Genomic DNA, 19017 nt, shown 5'->3' with positions numbered 1-19017 from the left:
CGGTGCACACCTCCGACGACGCCTACGGCGAACACGAGACCCTGCCCGGGCTGGCCCCCGGGGCCATCGACGACCCCAGCGGGGTCGGTGGCGCCGATCTCCAGCTGACGCGGATCGATCACTACGTGCTGCTGCGCTGCGTCGGCGAGGGCGGCATGGGGGTGGTCTACGCTGGCTACGACGAGACCCTCGACCGCAAGGTCGCCGTCAAGCTGCTCCGGTCCGACGCCCACAGCGAGCCGAGGCTGCTGCGCGAGGCCCAGGCGATGGCCCGGCTGTCGCATCCGAACGTCGTCCAGGTCTACGAGATCGGCGAGTTCGAGGGCGCGCCCTTCATCGTCATGGAGTTCGTCGACGGCGAGACCGTCGGCGCGTGGCTCGAGTCAAAGCGGCGAACCCAGGCCGAGATCCTCGCGGTGTTCGAGGCCGCGGGCCGGGGTCTGGTCGCGGCCCACGCCAAGGGCCTGGTCCATCGCGACTTCAAGCCCGACAACGTCATGGTCAGTCGCGACGGCCGGGTGTTGGTCATGGACTTCGGGCTCGCCCGCGGTGACGGGTCGGCGCCCTCGATCGCCGAGCTCGACGAGCTCGGTCAGCTCGAGCGCAGCGCCGACGCGGCGCCTACGAGGACGCGCTCGAGTCCAACCGCAGGGGGCTCGAGATCAAGGAGGCCGCGCTCGGTCCCGACCACGCCCTCATCGCCGTCTCGCTCGGCAACATCGGCGAGGTCGAGCGCCTGCTCGGGCGCCACGAGCAGGCGCAGGAGACCCTCGAGCGGGCCCTCGCGGTCCGCGATCAGGGCTCGCGGCTCCCGGCCCAGCGAGCCAAGAACGCGTTCTCGCTCGCGCAGGTGCTCGTCGAGCTCGACCCGGGCGCGGCGGCGCATCGCCGCGCGCGCGAGCTCGCGCTGGCGGCCGCGGCCGACTACAGCGAGGCCGGGGACGCCGAGGCCGAGGCGCTCGCCAGGGTCGAGGCGTGGCTGCGCGCGCACCCAAAGCGGTGAGCGAGGGGGCCCGCGCTCAGATCACGTGCCGGGCGAAGGATGCCGAGATCAGCTCCCAGACCCACGCGTAGCCCTCGGCGTTGCGCATCAGATCGTCCCACAAGACCGGCGGCGCCTGCTCGAGGGTGTCGTGAAGCAAGACCGCGTCCCAGTCGATCCGGGCCGCCCCGATCGCGGCGTCGCCCGGGTTGTTGGCCTGGATCTCCTCGAGGAAGCGCTCGGCCGCGAGCCCGTAGCCGATCGTGCTCGGGTGGACGTGGTCGAGGCTGAACAGGCCGCCCGCGCTGCGTTGGTGGGTACCGAGGGGATCGGCCCTGACCTCGTAGGCGGCGATCGAGGGCACCGGGTCGAGCGCGAGCAGGGGGTGCTTCGTGTGGTCGTGACCGCTGAGCTTGGCCCGCGCCGCGAGGTAGTCGCGCAGCGGCTCGCCGGGGTCGGCCTGGCAGGCGTTACGCTTGATCGAGAGCTGATCGAGCATCTGCGCGGTGTCGACGATCCGCCAGCCCCGGGCCGCGGTCAGCGAGCGGATCGCGTCGTTGAAGTCGTCGACGCGGCGGTCGATGCGGATCGCGTCGTCGCGCTCGAGCACCCGTGAGGTGAGCGAGCTGTAGTTCTCGTCGTTGCGAAAGAAGCGGGCGTAACGCTCGAAGTACTCGCCCTGCATCGCGCCGAGGCCGTTGGTGATCGGCGGGATCGTGACGTGGGGGACGGTCGCGACGTAGACCTGCCCGCGCCCGGGGTTGGGGTCGAGGATCGCCGCGACCTCGTCGAGGAGCTGCTCGTAGTCCCGGCGGAATTGATCTTTGGAGGTCAGGTTGAAGTCGCGCCGCGCGAAGGGATCGGTGCCGGTGTAGCTGGCCGGCATGTCCTGGATCTTCATGTGCATGACGGTCCCGAGGCAGTCGTTGGCCCCGAGCCACAGCAGCAGGATGTCGATGGGCTCGTCGCGCGCGAGGGCCCGGAGGTTGTCGAGCATCGTCGCGTCGTCGCGGGCCGGGTTCGCGGCGGGGTTGAGCACGCGCTGCGCCGCCCGGTACATCGGCGCCGAGGGCATGCCGAACAGGTCATCTTGGATCAGGCCCTCGTCACGCTCGACGAAGGCCGCGCAGGTCCTCGCGGTCAGCGTCAGGGCCTCGTTGACGGTGAAGCCCCAGCTCGCGAGGTTGTGGTAGTGGACGTCGTGGGCCTCGGGGGTCGAGCCTGGGCCGCGCTCGTAGAAGTCCTCGATGTGGTCGAGGTAGGCGGCGAGGAGCTTGGGCAGGCGCAGGAGCCTTTGGTTGAGCGCGACGCCCTCGCCGAGCTCGACGCTGACGTGGCGGAGCATGTGCTCGAGGTTGAAGGGGTAGCCGGGTCCGCCAAAGGCCGGGACCCGATGATCGCGCGGGACCTCGAGTCCGAGGCCGCGGGCGAGGATCGACGGGAACGACCAGTCGAGGCGATGCGCGGCGCCGTGCTGAAAACCCTGGGTCAGGCTGTCGCCGAGCGCAACGATCGTCGGTCGAGCCACGAGGACCAACAGTAGGCCGATCGTGACACCGTCGACAAGCCCCAGTCTTGGTCAGGGCCGGGCCTTGGCCCAATTTTCGAGCGCGGCGAGGGCCAGGGCGTGATCGCTGGAGGGCAGGCGGGCGGGGCCGATCTCCTGGACCTCTTCGTGGCCCTTGCCGGCGATCAGCACGAGGTCGCCCGGGACCGCGGCCGCGATCGCGCGGGCCACCGCCGCGCCGCGATCGAGCTCGACGCGATCCTCGACCTCGCCGAGGCCGAGGCGGAGCTCGTCGACGATCGCTCGGGGGTCCTCGTGGCGAGGGTTGTCGTTGGTCAGCCACACGAGGTCGGCGGCCGAGGCCGCGGCGCCGAGGGGCCGGCGCTTGCTCGCGTCGGTGTCACCGCCGGCTCCAACCACGAGGACCACGCGCCCCCGGCACAGCCTCCGCGCGCTGGCCAGCGCGGCGGTGAGCGCCTCGGGCGTGTGGGCGTAGTCGACCACGACCCGGGGCCGCGCGTCGTCGTTGGGGTTGAGCGCCTCGAAGCGACCCCGGGGGGGCTCGCACTCGGCGATCGCGTTGGCAGCGTCGGGGCCGGGGATGCCGAGGGCGACGCAGGCGAGCAGGGCGGCCGCGGCGTTCGGAGCCTGGAAGGCTGGGAGCGCGCGGAGGCACAGCGCCGCCGGGATCGGGCCGAGGCTGGCGGAGGCTTCGAGCTCGAGCTCGAGCCCGGCCCAGCTCGGCGTCGCGCGGAGGACTCGCAGATCCACGGCGCGGTCTCGTGCCTCGCTTGGCCCCGCGAACCACAGCGCGCGCACGCTGGCCGGGAGGACCTCGGCGATCAGGCTCGAGGCCGGATCTTGGGCGTTGAGCACGGCCGCGCCCCCGTCGGCGAGGGCGACGAAGAGCTGGGCCTTCGAGGCCAGGTAGTGCTCGAAGGATCCGTGGGTCCGCTGATGATCGTGGCCGAGGTTGGTGAACACGCCGACGTGAAAGGGCCAGGCCCGGGAGAAGCCCAGCCCGAGCGCGGCCGAGGTCGCCTCGATCGCCGCGCGCCGACCCCCGCGCTCGCGCAGCCTCTGCATGAGCGCGAGGAAGCCCTGATGATCCGCGGGCGGCGGACCCGCTTGATCGCCGATCGCCGCGGCGACCGTGGTCACGCGGCCGACGGGCCCGGGCGTCCCGACGCCGAGGCCGGCCGCGACGAAGCGGGTGGTCGAGCTCTTGCCGTTGGTCCCGGTCACGCCGACGCTGGCGATCTCGGCGGCCCAGCTCGGGGGCGGAGGGTAGGGGTTCACAGCGAGGGCCCCCGTGGCTCCGAGGGGCTCAAATCCAGCTGAGGTCCGTGACGCAAAACGAGACCTCGCAGTGCTCTTCGACGCAGTTGGCCAGGCGCCGGATGTGCTGGGGCTGGACGGCTGAGAGCGCCTGCTGGCAGGTGAAGCGGCTGAGGCTCCCGCCGCAGGTGTCGCTGATCACGTTGCACTTGGACTGGGTCTCCGCTTCGATGCAGGTCGCCTGGAGCCCGGCGCTCGTGCACTGGTCCCAGATCCGCAAGTCACAGATCTGGCGGGTGCCGCTCGCCGCCTGGAGGCAGGCGACGGCGGCCTCGGCTGCGCGCGGCTGCATGAACCTGGAGAAGGAGTCGCACACCTGCATGGTCGACTGGAAGCTCTCGCAGTGACTGCCCGGCGGCGACAGCGTGCAGCCCCCGGGCCGGCCCGCGCTGTTGTCACAGTCCGCGCCCTTGGTCGCGGCTTGGCCATCTTCGGTCCCGGGCTCGATCTCCAGCCAGACCGCGGGGTCGCCGGGCTCGGGCTCGCCCTGCTCGGCGCTGTCACTCGATCGATCGCCGGACCGAGCCGGTTCGGCGTCGCCAGTGTCGGGGCCGGTGGCGGGTCGCGGTTGGTTGCAGGCCGCCGCGGCGAGCGAGGCGGTCAGGAACAAGAAGCGAGAGCGGTCGACGTGCATGGCGCGGGGGGCAGTAGACCATGAGTTGCAGCTCCGCTCGATGGCGCGAGCACAGCGCGGTCGAGCGCGTCGGTCCCGAGCCCACGCTCGCGCACGAAGTCAGGGGCAGGACCCGCCTGGGCCGGTCTCGGTGAGTACTCACGCACCCCCGCACCCCCGCACCCCCGCCGTAGTGGGGCGATGGGCCTCGTCGGACACCTGCGCGCGGACAGGGCTCTGCGGCCTCAGTAGACCACGAGCTCGTCGAGCTCGCGCAGCTCGAGCGCGCCGAGCTGCGCGAGCGCGGCCATGTCCATCCGCGCCGTGTCGCCGACGACGACCATGGCGAGCCCGGCGCTGGCGAGGGGGCGAACGAAGGCGCGCAGGTCGTCGATCGTCAGCGCCTCGAGGGCCGCGAGGATGTCGGGCCGCGGGTCCGCCTTCAGGCCCCGCAGGCGCCAGCTCTCGGCCGCGAAGCCGTAGCCCCGAAAGCGCACGCGACTGCCGAGCAGGCGCTCGATCGCCGAGCCGCGCGCTCGCTCGAAGCGCTGGGCCTGAACGGGGAACTCGCGCAGCAGCCCGAGCAACACCGCCGCAGCCTCGGCGGCGCGATCGGGGCGCGAGGCCAGGCTCGCCCAGATCAGGTTTTGATCCCCAGCGCGCGCCCCCGCCCCGTGGCCGCCGTGGGCCGCGTAGGCCAGGCCCCGAGACTCGCGGATCTCCTGAAACACGAGCCCGGCCGCGCCGCCGACGTACTCGTGAAACAACCGGTACAGGGCCGCGCGAGCCGGGTCGTAGCCCTCGCTCGGCGCAAACAGACCGAGCTTGGTCTGGGCGGCCTCGTGGTGGCACACGAGCACGCGCAGCTCGTGCTCGGGCCGAGCTTCGAACTGCAGCGGCTGGTAGTCGGGGACGGGGATCGGCGCCGCGTCGAGGCCGAGCAGCTCGACGAGCTCGGCCTGCTCGTGCGGTCCGCTGTAGACGACCACGCGCTCGTGCTCGAGCAGCTTGGCGGGGGCGGCCCGGAGCGCGTCGAGCTCGAGCCCGAGGACTTGCTCGTTGGTCAGCGCTTCGGCCAGGTAGGGGCTCTTTGGCCCGCGCAGCGCCCACTGCTTGAGGGTCGTGAATTTGAACTCGGTCGTCTCGCGTCGCTGCTTGCGCTTGCCGACGAGGTCCTCGGCCCAGCGCGCCCGATCGGTCTCGCTGATCACGGGCGCGCGGAGGCGCTCGCGCACGAGCCCGAAGATCTCGGCCAGAACCGGCGCGCGTCCGGCCATGGTCAACGTGCACTGCTGGCGGCGGGAGTCGAGCGACACGGCCGCGGCCGCGTGAAACAGCGCGCGGCGGTAGCCCTCGAGATCGAGCGCGCCGACCCCGGCCCGAGCCCACAGCGCCAGGGCCTTGCCGATGATCGGATCGTGGGCGCTGCCCGTGGCCACGCGCAGGGTCAGCTGGAACAGATCGTTGTTGGGGTTTTGCCCGCGGTAGAGCAGCCCGGCCCGGGTCTGGGTCCGCTCGACGTGCTCGCCGACGCGCAGGACCTGGAGCTCCAGCGCCGGGCTCGGCAGGCTCAGGACCTCCGTGAACAGCTGCGAGTGGGAGTCGGCGTCGAGCTCGAGCTCGCTGAGCCCGAACACGGGGATCTTGCTGACCGGGGGCTCGCCCTCGCTGCGCTGAACGACGACGAGCTCGTCGCCGAGCCAGCGCCGGGCGGTCTCGACGACCTGCTCACGATCGATCGCGGCGAGGCGCGCGAGCCGGGTTCGGACCTTGTCCCACTCGCGCTGGTGGGTGAAGGCGTCGAGCATCACGGCCGCGCGCGCGCCGTTGCTCTCGAGCTTGCGCAGCTCGCCGACCTCGAAGTTGGCGATCAGATCGTTGAGGTCGGCCTGGCTGAACTCGCCCGCGCGCAGGGCCTCGACCTGCTCGCGGAGCAGGGCCTCGACCTCGTCGAGGCCCTGGTCGACGCGCGGCCGGCCCCACACGGTCTCGGTCCCGCCCTGGATCCGCTGGCTCGGGAACGCGCCCGCGCTGCGGACCAGCTGGCGCTGCTCGAGCCGGGTGTCGAGCAGCCCGGTCGAGCTGTTGTCGAGCATCATGTCGGCGAGCATCAGGGCCTCGGCGTCCTCGTGCTCGCGCGCGACCGTTCGCCAGACCAGGCGGACCTCCTCGTCGCCGCGGTGGACGACGCCCGCGCGCTGCTCACCGCCGAGCGGCGCCAGGGCAGGGGCCTCGCGCGGGGGCAGCTCGGCCCGCCGGAGCTCGCCGAAGTGAGCCTCGACGAGCTCGAGCGCCCGCGCGGGATCGAGATCGCCGGCCAGGATCACCGCCATGTTGTTGGGCACGTACCAGGTCGAGAAGAAGCGCTCGGTCGCCGCGATCGAGGGCGCGAGGAGGTGCTCGACCTCGCCGAGGACGTCGCGGGCGTAGGGGTGGCCGGCCCAGATCAGCGAGTTGGCCGCCATCGAGAGCACCCGCCCGGCGTTGTCGAGGGCGCGATTCTTCTCTTCGATGATCGTCTCGAGCTCGGTCGGGAACCCGCGAAACACCGGCTCGGCGAAGCGGTTGCCCTCGAGCCGGGCCCAGGCGTCGAGGCGGTTGCTGGGCACGTCGACGACGTAGACCGTGCGGTCGTGGGAGGTGAACGCGTTGAGCCCACGGGCGCCGAGCAACCCGTAGACCTGCTTGAGCTCGTTGGCGATCGCCCAGCGGTTGGCGGCCTGGTTCTCGTCGTCGATCCGCGCGAGGAGCTCGGCGCGGGCGTGGCCCTCGGTCTCGCGCAGGCGCTCGTAGAGCTCGCGGAGGCGGTCGAGGTGGGGCTGCTCCGCGGCCGCGTCGCGGGTTCCGAGCGAGCGGGTGCCCTTGTTGGCCAGCATGTGCTCGAGGTAATGGGCGAGGCCCGTGGACTCGGCCGGCTCCTGCGCAGCGCCAGCCCGGATCGCCACGCGGCAAGAGATCCAGGGCTCCTCGTGGTTTTCACTCAGGTACACGCTCAGGCCGTTGTCCAGGGTGTGGACGTGGACGGCCATCTCGGGGATCGCTGCGGCTCGCACTGCGGCGTAGGTTAGCAGCAGCCGCGCGCCGCTGTACCAGGAGCGCCTCGACGATCCGGTCTGCGCGGAGCCCTTCGAGCGCGCGCTCGATGCTGGGGAGCGCACCGACGGGGGCGGCGGGCAGCTGCCGATCGAGCTGATGGACTGCATGACCAACACCTGCCTCGAGCTGTGCGCTCCGATCGGCGGCGAGCGCCGCGAGGTCTCGCGCCTCGACTTTTTCGACGCGCGCGAGGGCGAGGCCAAGGCGCTCGAGCTCGTCAACGCCGAGGCGACGGTTCGTGTGGTCGGGCTGGGACCTCGATCTGCGCGCCGCTCGCGGTGCCGTGAGCGTCACGAGTCGGGAGTGCTAAGGTCGTGGGCAGTGGCCCCGGAAACCTTCAACTCGGAGATCGGAGACGTTCATGAGCGACGCGGTGACCGACCGTCGTTCACGAACGAATTTGTAGGCGCGTCGGACTCGCTGATCGAGCGCGAGCGTCCGCCGCGGCCGCTCGAGGTCGGTCGCGGCGGGCGTCGCTTCGTGGCGATCATGATCGTGCTCGCGGCGCTGCTCGGCGGCGGCGGGTGGGCGCTGTGGTACTGGTCCGAGCCGATCTCCGAGTGGTTTGCAGGGATCCGCAGCGAGGCCGAGGACGAGGCCGTCGAGGACGAGCCGGAGGTCGAGGAGCCCGAGCCGGCTGCGCCCGAGGTCGAGCCTGCCGCGCCCGAGCCCGAGAAGGTGTTCGGGATCGCGGGCACACCCGAAGGCACCCCGTCGGCCGATCCGGCGTCCACGCCGAACCCCGACTCGACGCCGCCGTCCGATCAGCCCCCAGTCGAGCCAACGCCAACGCCGTCCTCGACGAGCACCAAGGTCGAGGCCACGGCCACGCAGGTCAGCGGCAAGGTCTCGAGCAGCGCAGTCTCCTCGCGTCTCGCCGCCGTCGACGAGGCGCTCACGGTGTGCTGGGCCGAGGCTGCGAAGGCGGGGACCAAGGGCCCGGTCGCGCTCCAGCTGAGCCTCAACATCAAGTGGAACGGCCGCACGAATGGGATCTCGGTCACGGGCGGCTCGGACGCGCTGCAGACTTGCGTGCGCAAGGCCGTGCCCACAGGCGGCTGGCCGCAGCCGAGCGATGGCGGTGACGCGAAGGTCACTCGCAAGTGGACCCTCGGCGGCTGAGCCCCGAGATATCCGGAAGACGCCCGCGGCGAGGGGGGTGCGAGCAAGCAGGGGCGATGTGAGCGGCGGGTGGAGCTCCGCTGCGCTCGCGGACGCCAGGATCCTGCGAGCGTGCCAGGGCCTCATCCTGGCGCCGTGATCGTCCACCATGGCAGAACAAAGGGGATGGATGACTCCGGTGAAGCCCCACGCTGTGGACGCCTGCACGATCCCTGCGTCTCACCAATGCTCGACGATCCGCGCCCGCTGTATGCGCGAGCGCGCGCCGAGGAGCCGATTTATTGGAGCGAGAAGCTCAACCTCTGGGTCGTGACCCGCTACGACGATGTCCGCGCCATCGCCCGCGACGCCGATCGCTTCTCGTCGCGCAACTCGATCTCGCCGGTGTCGTTCAGACCTGCGCCGGAGGTTCTCGAGGTCCTCGCGGGCGGCTTCTTGCAGACGGCGTGCCTCGTCGACAGCGATCCTCCCCTGCACACGCGGGTCCGTGCGCTGGCCAGCGAGGCCCTGTCGCTGCGCCGCATCAAGGGCTTCGAGCCCGCGCTGCGCGAGCTCGCCAACAAGCTCGTCGACCAGTTCATCGACGCGGGCCACGTCGAGTTCGTCGGCCAGTTCGCCGTGCCGCTGCCCGGCAGCTTCATCGTCGATCTGCTCGGGCTTCCGCGCGAGGACCTCGCGCGGGTCAACAACTGGACCATCGAGACGGGGGCCTTCTTCGCCGGCGCCGGCTCGCTGGAGGAGCTGGTCGGCCACACCCGCGAGTTCGTGGCCTTCCAGCGCTACCTCACCGAGGCCGCCGATCTGCGGCGCAGCGATCCCCGCGACGACGCGCTCTCGGTGATCGTCCAGGGCGCCGACGAGGACCCCGCGCTGAGCCCGGCCGAGCTCGTCAACATGCTCAACCAGATCGTGTTCGCTGGCTACGAGACGACCGCCGGCATGCTCGCCGCCGCGGGCGTGGAGCTGGGCCGAGATCCCGAGCTGTTCGCGGCGCTGAAGGCCGACACCTCGATCGCGCCGAAGCTCATCGAAGAGGTCCTGCGCAGCGCGTCGCCGATCCACTCGATGTACCGGACGGCCAAGGAGGACGTCGAGATCGGCGGCGTCACGATCCGCGCGGGGCAGCTCGTTCAGATCGCCTACATCTCGGCCAACCACGACGGCGACCGCTTCTCCGATCCGCTGCGCTTCGAGCTCGGCCGCCCGACGCCTCACCTCGCCTTCGGGCAGGGCCCGCACTTTTGCGTCGGGGCGCCGCTCGCTCGGCTCGAGGGGCGGGTCGCGCTCGAGGTCATCGCCGAGCGCTTCGAGACCCTGCGCCTGGTCCCGGGTCAGACCCTCTCGTACGTGCCGAGCCTGACCGCGCGACGACTCGCGGCGGTCGAGCTGAGCTGGTAGCGGCCTGGTTTGGCTGGCGTCACAGCGCCGCGCGCGGGGCAGCTCGCGTCGCAGATCTCGAGGTGTTTGGTGGTGGGCTTGGCTTTGGCCCCCCGGGGCTAGCGATATCCCCGCGAGCTCGCCGGGGCGGATAGTATCTTCGACGCATGTCGGACGAGCGGCGGGAGACCCTGAGCGACTCCACCTCGGTGGGGTTGAAGGGGAAACCCGCGCCCGACGCCCGCGCGCCGGTCACCGCTCCGCTCGTCGAGCAAGGCGCCCACATCGGTCGCTACGTCGTGTTGGACAAGCTCGGCGAGGGGACCATGGGCGTGGTCTTTGCGGCCCACGATCCCGAGCTCGATCGCAAGGTCGCGATCAAGCTGCTCAAGGCGCGCAAGCATGACCAGGCTCCGGCCCGGGCCCGGCTCCAGCGTGAGGCCCAGGCCCTGGCCAAGCTCAACCATCGCAACGTCGTCGGGGTCTACGACGTCGGCGTCCACGCGGGCCAGCTGTTCTTGGCCATGGAGTTCGTCGAGGGCCAGACCCTGCGCGACTGGGTGGACTCGGAGCCGCGCTCGTGGCGGGAGCTGCTGCGGGTCACGTCCGAAGCCGGGCGCGGGCTCGCGGCCGCTCACGGGGCCGGACTCGTCCACCGCGACTTCAAGCCCGACAACGTGATGATCCACGGCGACGGTCGCGTGCGGGTCATGGACTTCGGCCTCGCTCGGGCCGAGATCCACGACCAAGGTGTCGCGCCCGCGAGCTCGAGCCCCGAGCTCGAGGTCCTCAGCGAGATGCAGGCCAAGGACGGCGCGCTGACCCAGACCGGGACGGTCATGGGCACGCCGGGCTACATGGCCCGGGAGCTGTTCGAGGGCCAGTCCGCGGACGCCCGCAGCGATCAGTTCGCGTTTTGTGTGACGCTCTACGAGGCGCTCTACGAGGAGCGACCCTTCCCGGGGCGGACCCTCGCCGAGCTGATCCGGGCGGTCCGCGAGGGTCGGATCAGCCCGGCCCCGCGCGGCTCGGGGGTCCCGGCGTGGCTGCGCGCGGTGATCTTGCGCGGGCTCTCGGACCAGGCCTACGCCCGCTGGCCGTCGATGCAGGACCTGCTCGACACCCTGGCCGAGGGCCCAAAGCGTCGGCGTCGGCGCGTGTGGGCGGCGGTCGGGCTGAGCGCTGCGCTGATCGGCGGCGTCTGGGCGGCAGCGGTCGCGGTCGAGGACGCGCGGATGTGCGAGGGCGTCGACGCGGAGCTCGGCGCGGTCTGGAACGACGCGCGCCGGGCCGAGCTCGGGGCCCGCTTCGAGCGCAGCGAGCTCAGCTACGCCGCGGACGCGTGGCAGCGAGCCGAGCGCGGCCTCGACGACTACGCCCAGCGGTGGCAGGCGGCGCGGGCCGAGGTCTGCGAGGCCCGGCGCCGCGCCCAGCAGTCGAGCGAGGAGCTGCGCCTGCGCGTGGCCTGCCTCGACCAGCGGCTCTCGCACCTCCGCGCGACGATCGACGTGCTCGCCGCGGCCGACGCGACCACGGTCGCGCGCGCGGTCGAGATGGTCGCCGACCTGCCTCGACTCGAGCGCTGCACCGACGTCGCGGCCCTCGCGATCGACGCGCCGCCGCCCGAGGACGCGCACCTCGTCGCGCGGGTCGCCGCGCTCGAGCAGCAGCTCGCCGAGGCCGAGGCGCTCGAGAAGGCCGGCAACTACCGCGACGGCCTCGCGCTGACGGCCGCGGTGACCCGCGCCGCGATCACGCTCGAGCACGATCGACTCCTGGCCCGCGCGCGCCTGCGCGAGGGCATCCTCCAGCGCCGGGCCGGGGACTTCGAGGCGTCCGAGGCCGCGCTGGTCGAGGCCTACGAGCTCGCGGGCGGGCTGCGGATGACCGCCGAGGCGGCCGAGGCCTCGGCCTCGCTGGTGTTCGTCGTCGGCTATCGGCTCGCGCGGCACGAAGACGGCCGGCGCTGGGCGATCCACGCCAAGCCGCTCGCGCGCGCGGCCGGGACCGACGAGGCCGAGGCGCTGTTCCTCAACAACCTCGGGGCCGTCGCCTACGGCGAGGGCGACTACCCCGGCGCCCGCGAGCAGTGGGAGCAGGCCCTGACGATCCGCGAGCGAGCCTTCGGCGCCGACCACCCCAAGGTCGCCGGATCGCTCAACAACCTCGGCGTCCTCGCCCACGCCGAGGGCGACTTCGAGCGGGCCCGCGGGTACCACGAGCGCGCGCTGGCGATCTGGACCCAGGCCCTCGGCCCGGCCCACCCCCAGACCTCCTACTCGCTCAACCACCTCGGCCGCGTCGCGCTCGAGCAGGGTCGCTACGAGGACGCGCGCGACTACCACACGCGGGCGCTGGCGATCCGCGAGCAGGCGCTCGGTCCCGAGCACACCCTGGTCGCCGACACCCTCGCGAGCCTCGCTCGCCTGGCCGAGCGCGAGGGCGAGCTCGACCAGGCCCTCGCCCATGACGAGCGCGCGCTGGCGATCTACGAGCGCTCGCTCGGGTCGAGGCACCCCTCGGTCGCGGACGCCCTGACCGATCGCGGGCTCGTGCTGCTCGCGCGCGGCGACGAGGCCGAGGCCCGGGCCTCGCTCGAGCGCGCGCTGGCGATCTACGCCACCGGGGCCAGCGAGGGCGACGCGTCCAACCTGGCCAAGACTCGCTTCGCCCTGGCCCGGGTCGTGGCGGGCGCGTCTCGGCGAGACCGCGCGCGGGCGCGCGAGCTCGCCGAGCTCGCGCGGGCCGCCTATGCCGCCCTCGGTCCAAAGTCGGCTCGCGAGCTAGCTGCGGTGCAAGCGTGGTTGGCTCAAAACTAAGGAGCTCATCTTCGAGGAAGGTGAGTGACGCAAATTGCGGTGGCGAGTGACGATCTTCGTCGGCGTTGGTTGAAAGATCGAGCGTGGCGTCGGCCCTCGCCTCGGGTATCCTGCTTTGTATGGACCTCGATGGTCGGATCACGTTGGTGGTCCTCGGTCTCTCCTGCGTGTTGGTGACGGCGTGTGGTGAGCCCGAACTCGAGCTCCCCCACGCGGGCGGGTCGCAGACCGCGGGAGCGCTGAACACCTCGGGTCAGGGCAGCAGCGCGAGCGCGAGCGCGGGCGACGGCGCGGAGACGGGCGGGGACGAGAGCCCCAACGACGACGGGGGCGGCGACGGTGATCCCTGCGCAAGCGGTGGCTCCGCGGTCGACTTCAGCTACCTGTGGGTCGCAAACACCGATCAGGGCAGCGTGTCGAAGATCGACACCCAGTCGGTGACCGAGCTCGCCCGCTATCGCACGGGCCCCGCCAACGTCGAGCACAGCCCCTCGCGCACGACCGTGAGCCTCGACGGTCGCTTCGCCCTCGTTGGCAACCGCGCGTCGGGCAGCGTCACGCTGGTCGCCGCGCACCCGGGCGACTGCATCGACGAGAACGTCGACGACACGATCACCACCTCGCAGGGCCCCGACGACCTGCTCGACTGGGGCGACGACGAGTGCGTGCTGTGGTCGACCGCGCTCCCAGACGTCGGGCCGGGGATCGAGTCGGGGCCGCGCGGGATGACCTTTGATCCGGGCGATCTCGACCCCAACACCTGCGCCTACTCAAACCCCAAGATCTGGGTCGGCTGGCACGGCAGCCTCGCCAACGAGGTCCACATGGCGCGGCTCAACCCCAGCGACGGCGCGATCGAAGAGGTCGTCGACATCCAAGACTGGGATCGGGGCTGGGCCGACTACCCGCCCTATGGCGCCGCCTACGACGGTCACGGCGGCGTGTGGTTCACGGCCCTGCGCGGCGACGCGTTTCGCCTCGACACCAAGGAGCTGAGCGTCGAACGCTGGGTCGTGCCCGAGCAGACCCAGGCCTACGGCATGACCGTCGACCCCGAGGGCAAGGTATGGTTCGCCGGCTGCGGCGGCCCGGTGACCGTGCTCGAGCCCGAGACCGACACCTTCACCACGATCCCCGGGACCGAGGGCTGCAACCGGGGGGTCGCAAGCGATCGCCTCGGCAACGCCTGGATCGCCATGAACGCCCCGTGCGGGCTCGCGCAGGTCGACCGCCAGACCAAGCAGCTCATCCGGATCCATACGCCGCCCGAGTTCGACGATCAGTGCTCGACCCCGGTCGGCGTCAGCATCGACGCCGAGGGCTTCGTGTGGATGGTCGACCAGGACGGCTGGGCCTGGAAGATCGACCCCGAGAGCTACGACAAGGAGCTCCTCGCGATCCCGGGCAATCACTACACCTACTCAGACATGACCGGCGGTGGGCTCAACGCCGTGGTCTTCCCCCAGTAGGCGCGAGGCCGGGCCCGGGGGCTCGTGTATGCTCCGTCGATGGCGACCTTCACGTGGAGCCCCAAGACCTTCGACGAAGCGGTCGCGGCGCTTCATGACTTTTGTTCACACAACAAGCGCGCGCTCCACGAGCTGCTCCGACACATCGGCGCGGTGCCAGTACCCCCGCCCGCGTCGGACCCCGGCGCGCGGCTCGTCGCCGTGAACCAAGAGGGTGACCCACGGTGTGCTGTCATTGTCTTCGATGCAGACCGGGAGAGTGAGTATCCGATCCAGGCCTTCGGTCCGGACGGGGCGAAGATCGAGGGCGCCGAGCCATCGTGAGGTTGGCGCGGGCTCCGTCGGCGCCTCGATCGGGCCGCGCTCAGCTGAGCAAGACGGGGAGATCGAGCAGCTTGGCGAGCTGCTCGTCGAGAAACTCGGCGCACGCGGCCTCGAGCTCGGGCCCGTCTTCGATCGGCGCGCCGTCCTGGGTTCGAATGCTCATCTGCTTGGTGTTGACCAGGGCCGTGACCTCGGCGATCAGCTGGGCGCGGTCGCGGGTCCCATCGAGGAGCGGGACGAGGCGCTGGAGCGGGGCGGCGAGCTTGCTGCGGTTGTGGTGCAGCGTCGCGACCCAGCCCTCGCGATCGGCGGCGATCCGGTTGAACGCGCTGACTCGGGGCTTGTCGCCGAGCTCGGTCGCGAGCGGCGGCTCCCAGACCCGCGCGAGCACGGCCTTGCGCAGCAGACACTCGATGAGGTCGGCGGCGAGGCGCTCGCGGTCGGGCTCGGGCTCGGGCTCGCCGTTGTCGCCGCCGTCGCCGTTGGGCGCGACGCCGGCCTCGCGCACGCGGGCGGCCGCGGCCTCGAGCAGGGTGTCGAAGTCGAGCGTCGCCGGCCAGCGCTCGCCGAGCTCGATCAGCGCGGCCTTGGTCAGCGGCTCGGGGGAGCTGATCCGCGCCCCCGAGGCGCTCAAAAACCCAAGCTCGACGCCGGGCTCGAGCGAGGCCGGCGTGCTCGTTGGCCCGCCGGGCAAGGTGAAGCGCAGCGACTCGACCCGCCCGGGCTCGATCCGCCGGACCGGCGCGGCCTCGGTCCGACACAGCACGCTCGTGCGGAATTGCCGGTTGCGCACGAAGTCGAGGTACTGCTCCATGCTGACCTGATCATCGGCGACCCGGGCGAGGGTCTCGCGGACCTCGTCGGGCATGTCGCGCGCGACCATGAGGTGCAGATCCGTGTCGCAGACGTAGCGCAGCGGGACCCCGCGGAGGCGGTCGATGAACTCGTGAAAGTACAGCGGCGAGTTGTCGCGCTCGAGGTGCTCGTGAAACAGGTAGGCGTCCGACATGCCCTTGATCGTGTCGAGCTCCTTGGCCAAGAGCAGCGCGTAGGGATCGTCCTCGGCCGCGCGCTGCTTGACCGAGCTGGCCACGAAGTCGACGAGCCCCCGGGCCTGCTCGAGCTGCTTTTGCGGGCCCTCGAAGCGGCGCAGGTGAAAGAGCATCATGTCGCGGACGACCTCGCGCATGTGCCAGCCCGGGTAGACGTTGTAGCTGATGAAGGCGAGCCCGCGCGGGCGCAGGACCGCGGCGGTCAACCCGAGCAGGCGATCTTGGACCTGGCGCGGGACCCAGCTGAGCACGCCGTGGCAGACCACGTAGTCGAAGCTGCCGATCGTCTGGGGGTCGACGCGGAGGATGTCGCCGTGCTCGAGCCGGACGTTGGTCAGGCCGAGCTCGCCGATCAGCGCGCGCCCGCGATCGACCTGGACCCGCGATCGATCGATGCCGACGAACTCGCTGTCGGGCAGGAGCTCGGCCATCGGGATCAGGTTGCCGCCGGTCGCGCAGCCGAGCTCGAGCACCCGACAGGCGGTCGGCGGCGCGGGCGCGAGGCCGAACAGCCGCCCGAGCACACCCAGCGCGTCGGGGTGTGTGTAGCCGTAGGCGAAGCTCGTGTAGGGGACGCTGTCGTAGGAGTCCGGCATCGGGGGTCGCGAGTGTACCCTCCGTGGCCATGGCCACCATCCTCATCACCGGAGCCAGCCGCGGGATCGGTCTCGAGCTCGCGCGGCAACTGAGCGCGCGCACAGACGAGGTCATCGCGACCTGTCGGCGATCGAATTCGGCCCTCGACGAGCTCGGCGTGCGCGTCGAAGCTGGGATCGACGTGACCGACGGCGAGAGCCTCGCGGAGCTCGATCGCCGCCTCGGCGACCTGTCGATCGACGTGCTGATCAACAACGCGGGCATCCTCCAGCCCTCGACCCTCGACGCCCTCGACTTCGACGCGATTCGCAGGCAGTTCGAGGTCAACGCCATGGGGCCGCTGCGGGTCGTCTCGAGTCTGCGCGCTCGCCTCGGCTCGGGCTCGAAGATCGCGATCGTGACCAGTCGGATGGGCTCGCTCGCCGACAACAGCTCGGGCGGCAGCTACGGCTACCGGATGTCCAAGGCCGCGGTGAACATGGCCGGGGTCTCGCTGGCTCATGACCTGCGACCCGAGGGGGTCGCGGTGGCGCTGCTTCACCCGGGCTGGGTCCAGACCGAGATGACCGGCGGGACCGGGCACATCACGGCCCAGGAGTCGGCCCGGGGCTTGATCGCCCGCATCGACGCGCTCACGCTCGAGACCAGCGGCGGGTTCTGGCACCAGGACGGCTCGCGCCTGCCGTGGTGAGGCGCGGCGGTCGGGTCGCCTCGCAACCACCAAGGCCGCCGCCAGCTCGTCGCGACGAGCTCGGCGGCCACGGGGAGCCCGTCGCCAAGAGCGGTCCCAGCCACGAAACTCGAGCCGCTTGGCCGGGAGCTCGCCGACGACGTCAGCGTGTCAGAGCCAGTCGATGAATTCGATCAGCGAGTCGCCGTTGTCGTTCACGAAGTCGGCCATGTGCGGGCCGAGGGAGTTGGTCTCTTCGTAGTGGTCGCCCTCGGCCTCGCTGAGGTAGGGCAGGTCGCCGAGCTCGAAGTTGTACTTGGGCACGATGTAGCCGAGCTCGTCGTTGCCGAGGCCGATCAGCCAGGTGTAGTCGGCGGCCATCCGCTCCTTGAGGTAGGGGCCCTCGGGCGCGGCGTCGAGGTCGGGCGGGTTGGGGTTGTCGGGCTCGATGAGCTCGACCTCGGTCGTGAACATCTGCGAGCCGTCGTAGCCGCCGACGGCGAGCTCGGGCAGGAGCTCGCCGGGGATCGTGAGCATCCGGACCGGGCCGAGCTCGAGCGCGCCCATCTCGGTCCGGACGTACATCTTGTTGTCCCTCTCGATGACCTCGCGGTCGAAGATGCTCTGCATGAACAGGAGCTTGAACCCGTCGTTGATGACCTCGGCCAGGTAGGTCTGGCTGGCGAACTCGAGCCGCGGGTTCTCGATGACCTCGCCGTTGTGGATCGCGTCGATTGCGATCTCGCCGAGCAGCTGGCCGATCGCGTCGGCCTTCTCGAACTCACCGGTGTTCCAGGTGTCGCCGTCGGGCGTGGTCGTCGAGATCCGCAGCGGGGTCATCATCCCGCCGAGCGCGCCGCTGATGAAGATCGCCTCGCCGCCGAGCCCGGCCGTGGCGGGCGCGGCCTGCCACTGCGAGCCCTGCTCGACGGTCTTGCGCAGGGCGTGGACGTAGTCGGCCGTCAGCAGGGTCTGCTCGCTGGCGAGCGACTCGGGGTGGCTGGCGAAGTTGATCAGCGTGACGATTGACTCGCCCTCGCCGTTCTTGAAGTTGAGCACGTCGACGGCCTCGTCGACGATGAAGGGGGCGCGGGTGTCGTTGCTGACGTTGCGGATGCCCTTGGCTGGGTCGCCCTGGTGGGCGGTCGAGGCGTCGCCGCGGCCGACGGTCAAGGTTGCGACCTCCTCGAGATCGGCGACCGCGTCGGTCACCGCGCTCGCCACGGCCAGGCGGATCTGGGCGCGGTAGTCGGGGTCGAAGCCGCCGCTGAACATGCTCTCGCCCCACAGGCCCATGGTGTCGGGGCCCTCATGGTTGTGGATCGAGTGGACGACGAGCCAGTCGATGTCCTGGTCGCCGAGGGTCTCGCGGATCGCCACGACCTCGTCGTAGAAGTAGCCGATCGTGTCGAGGGTGACGATCGCGACCCGGGTGTTGCCCTGGTCGAGGACGACGGCCTTGCACCAAATTCCGTCGCCCTCGCCGACGAGCCCGACGCTGTCGTCGCGCACGCCGGTGGCCGGGCGGTTGTTCTGGAACCCCGCCATGTAGATGGCCTGGAACACGCCGTCGTTCTCGCCCTCGTCGGGCGCGACGTAGCCCGGGTCCATCGGGCACAGGCGGTCGCAGCCGCAGTCGAGGAAGTCGTCCTCGCCCTCGTCGAAGTCGCCGTTTTGGGCCACGTCGGTCCAGCTCTCGAAGCACTCGGGGACCAGATCGACGACGGCGGTGCCAGCTCGCAGGGGCGCGTCGGGGACCTCGTCGCAGTTGCCGTCGGGGTCGCCGGGGCAGAAGTTCTCGGGTGGCGTGCCCGGGAAGTCGCCGTCGCCGTCGCCGTCGCCGGGGTCGCCGTCGCCGTCGCCGTCGCCGTCGCCGGTCTCGCTGTCGCCGGAGTCGCCGTCGCCCGTGTCGCCGTCGCCGTCGCCGGTCTCGCCGCTGGTGTCCTCGGCGGGCGCGTCATCGCTGCATCCGGCCGGGCCCAAACCAACGCTGAGGGCGAGGAGGAGCACAGATGGCAATGCAAGGCTCGAGCGGCGCATGGGCGGAGTCT

At 71.4% G+C, this 19017-nt stretch carries 12 protein-coding genes and 2 pseudogenes; 8 read left to right on the top strand and 6 right to left on the bottom strand.

Annotation, left to right across the window (positions count from 1 at the left end; translation table 11 throughout):
• Positions 1–2: 2 nt before the first annotated feature.
• Both ENSA5_RS00950 and ENSA5_RS39640 read left to right on the top strand, forming a co-directional pair.
• Positions 3–536, top strand: a pseudogene (locus ENSA5_RS00950) (serine/threonine-protein kinase); the annotation flags it as partial.
• A gap of 119 nt (positions 537–655) precedes the next feature.
• Positions 656–1003: pseudogene (locus ENSA5_RS39640) on the top strand (tetratricopeptide repeat protein); the annotation flags it as partial.
• 16 nt (positions 1004–1019) lie between these two features.
• On the opposite strand, the gene ENSA5_RS00940 reads toward ENSA5_RS39640, so the two are convergent.
• The 4 genes from ENSA5_RS00940 to ENSA5_RS00925 all read right to left on the bottom strand — a co-directional run bounded on the left by ENSA5_RS00940 (position 1020) and on the right by ENSA5_RS00925 (position 7493).
• On the bottom strand, positions 1020–2510 hold the full coding sequence (locus ENSA5_RS00940; protein ID WP_181197126.1) for an SGNH/GDSL hydrolase family protein: 1491 nt from the start codon (positions 2508–2510) through the stop codon (positions 1020–1022).
• A 51-nt stretch (positions 2511–2561) separates the two neighbouring features.
• The gene (locus ENSA5_RS00935) at positions 2562–3788 is read right to left on the bottom strand and encodes a Mur ligase family protein (protein WP_106389663.1); all 1227 of its coding nucleotides are present in this window, start codon (positions 3786–3788) and stop codon (positions 2562–2564) included.
• 28 nt (positions 3789–3816) lie between these two features.
• On the bottom strand, positions 3817–4461 hold the full coding sequence (locus ENSA5_RS00930) for a hypothetical protein (protein ID WP_106389662.1): 645 nt from the start codon (positions 4459–4461) through the stop codon (positions 3817–3819).
• Positions 4462–4685: 224 nt separating this feature from the next.
• The gene (locus ENSA5_RS00925; RefSeq protein WP_181197124.1) at positions 4686–7493 is read right to left on the bottom strand and encodes a M16 family metallopeptidase; all 2808 of its coding nucleotides are present in this window, start codon (positions 7491–7493) and stop codon (positions 4686–4688) included.
• Positions 7494–7641: 148 nt separating this feature from the next.
• Between ENSA5_RS00925 and ENSA5_RS00920 the strand changes: the two genes are divergently transcribed.
• The 5 genes from ENSA5_RS00920 (at position 7642) to ENSA5_RS00900 (ending at position 14647) form a co-directional block, all read left to right on the top strand.
• Entirely contained in the window at positions 7642–8658 is a 1017-nt protein-coding gene (locus ENSA5_RS00920; RefSeq protein WP_106389660.1) for a hypothetical protein, read from the top strand.
• Between the two features lie 165 nt (positions 8659–8823).
• Entirely contained in the window at positions 8824–10056 is a 1233-nt protein-coding gene (locus ENSA5_RS00915; RefSeq protein WP_106389659.1) for a cytochrome P450, read from the top strand.
• Between the two features lie 146 nt (positions 10057–10202).
• A complete protein-coding gene (locus ENSA5_RS00910) occupies positions 10203–12854 on the top strand; it encodes a serine/threonine-protein kinase (protein ID WP_106389658.1) in 2652 nt (883 codons plus the stop codon).
• A gap of 119 nt (positions 12855–12973) precedes the next feature.
• A complete protein-coding gene (locus tag ENSA5_RS00905; protein WP_106389657.1) occupies positions 12974–14323 on the top strand; it encodes an NHL repeat-containing protein in 1350 nt (449 codons plus the stop codon).
• 39 nt (positions 14324–14362) lie between these two features.
• Positions 14363–14647, top strand: coding sequence for a hypothetical protein (locus ENSA5_RS00900; protein ID WP_106389656.1), 285 nt, complete (start codon positions 14363–14365; stop codon positions 14645–14647).
• Positions 14648–14687: 40 nt separating this feature from the next.
• On the opposite strand, the gene ENSA5_RS00895 is transcribed toward ENSA5_RS00900, so the two are convergent.
• A complete protein-coding gene (locus ENSA5_RS00895) occupies positions 14688–16295 on the bottom strand; it encodes a class I SAM-dependent methyltransferase (RefSeq protein ID WP_106389655.1) in 1608 nt (535 codons plus the stop codon).
• A 29-nt stretch (positions 16296–16324) separates the two neighbouring features.
• Between ENSA5_RS00895 and ENSA5_RS00890 the strand changes: the two genes are divergently transcribed.
• A complete protein-coding gene (locus ENSA5_RS00890) occupies positions 16325–16987 on the top strand; it encodes an SDR family oxidoreductase (RefSeq protein ID WP_106389654.1) in 663 nt (220 codons plus the stop codon).
• 150 nt (positions 16988–17137) lie between these two features.
• Here ENSA5_RS00890 and ENSA5_RS00885 read toward each other — a convergent pair whose 3' ends face one another.
• Entirely contained in the window at positions 17138–18976 is a 1839-nt protein-coding gene (locus ENSA5_RS00885; protein ID WP_181197122.1) for a hypothetical protein, read from the bottom strand.
• Positions 18977–19017 lie beyond the last annotated feature (41 nt).

Source organism: Enhygromyxa salina (genome assembly GCF_002994615.1).
Taxonomy (GTDB): Bacteria; Myxococcota_A; Polyangia; order Nannocystales; family Nannocystaceae; genus Plesiocystis; species Plesiocystis salina_A.
This window is presented reverse-complemented; position numbering and strand designations above follow the sequence as displayed.

Excerpts from the sequence above, each read along its gene's own strand:
- ENSA5_RS00930 (WP_106389662.1), bottom strand. The coding sequence starts at position 4,461 with ATGCACGTCGACCGCTCTCGCTTCTTGTTCCTGACCGCCTCGCTCGCC.
- ENSA5_RS00920 (WP_106389660.1), top strand. The coding sequence starts at position 7,642 with ATGACCAACACCTGCCTCGAGCTGTGCGCTCCGATCGGCGGCGAGCGC.
- ENSA5_RS00915 (WP_106389659.1), top strand. The coding sequence starts at position 8,824 with ATGGATGACTCCGGTGAAGCCCCACGCTGTGGACGCCTGCACGATCCC.
- ENSA5_RS00910 (WP_106389658.1), top strand. The coding sequence starts at position 10,203 with ATGTCGGACGAGCGGCGGGAGACCCTGAGCGACTCCACCTCGGTGGGG.
- ENSA5_RS00905 (WP_106389657.1), top strand. The coding sequence starts at position 12,974 with ATGGACCTCGATGGTCGGATCACGTTGGTGGTCCTCGGTCTCTCCTGC.
- ENSA5_RS00900 (WP_106389656.1), top strand. The coding sequence starts at position 14,363 with ATGGCGACCTTCACGTGGAGCCCCAAGACCTTCGACGAAGCGGTCGCG.
- ENSA5_RS00895 (WP_106389655.1), bottom strand. The coding sequence starts at position 16,295 with ATGCCGGACTCCTACGACAGCGTCCCCTACACGAGCTTCGCCTACGGC.
- ENSA5_RS00890 (WP_106389654.1), top strand. The coding sequence starts at position 16,325 with ATGGCCACCATCCTCATCACCGGAGCCAGCCGCGGGATCGGTCTCGAG.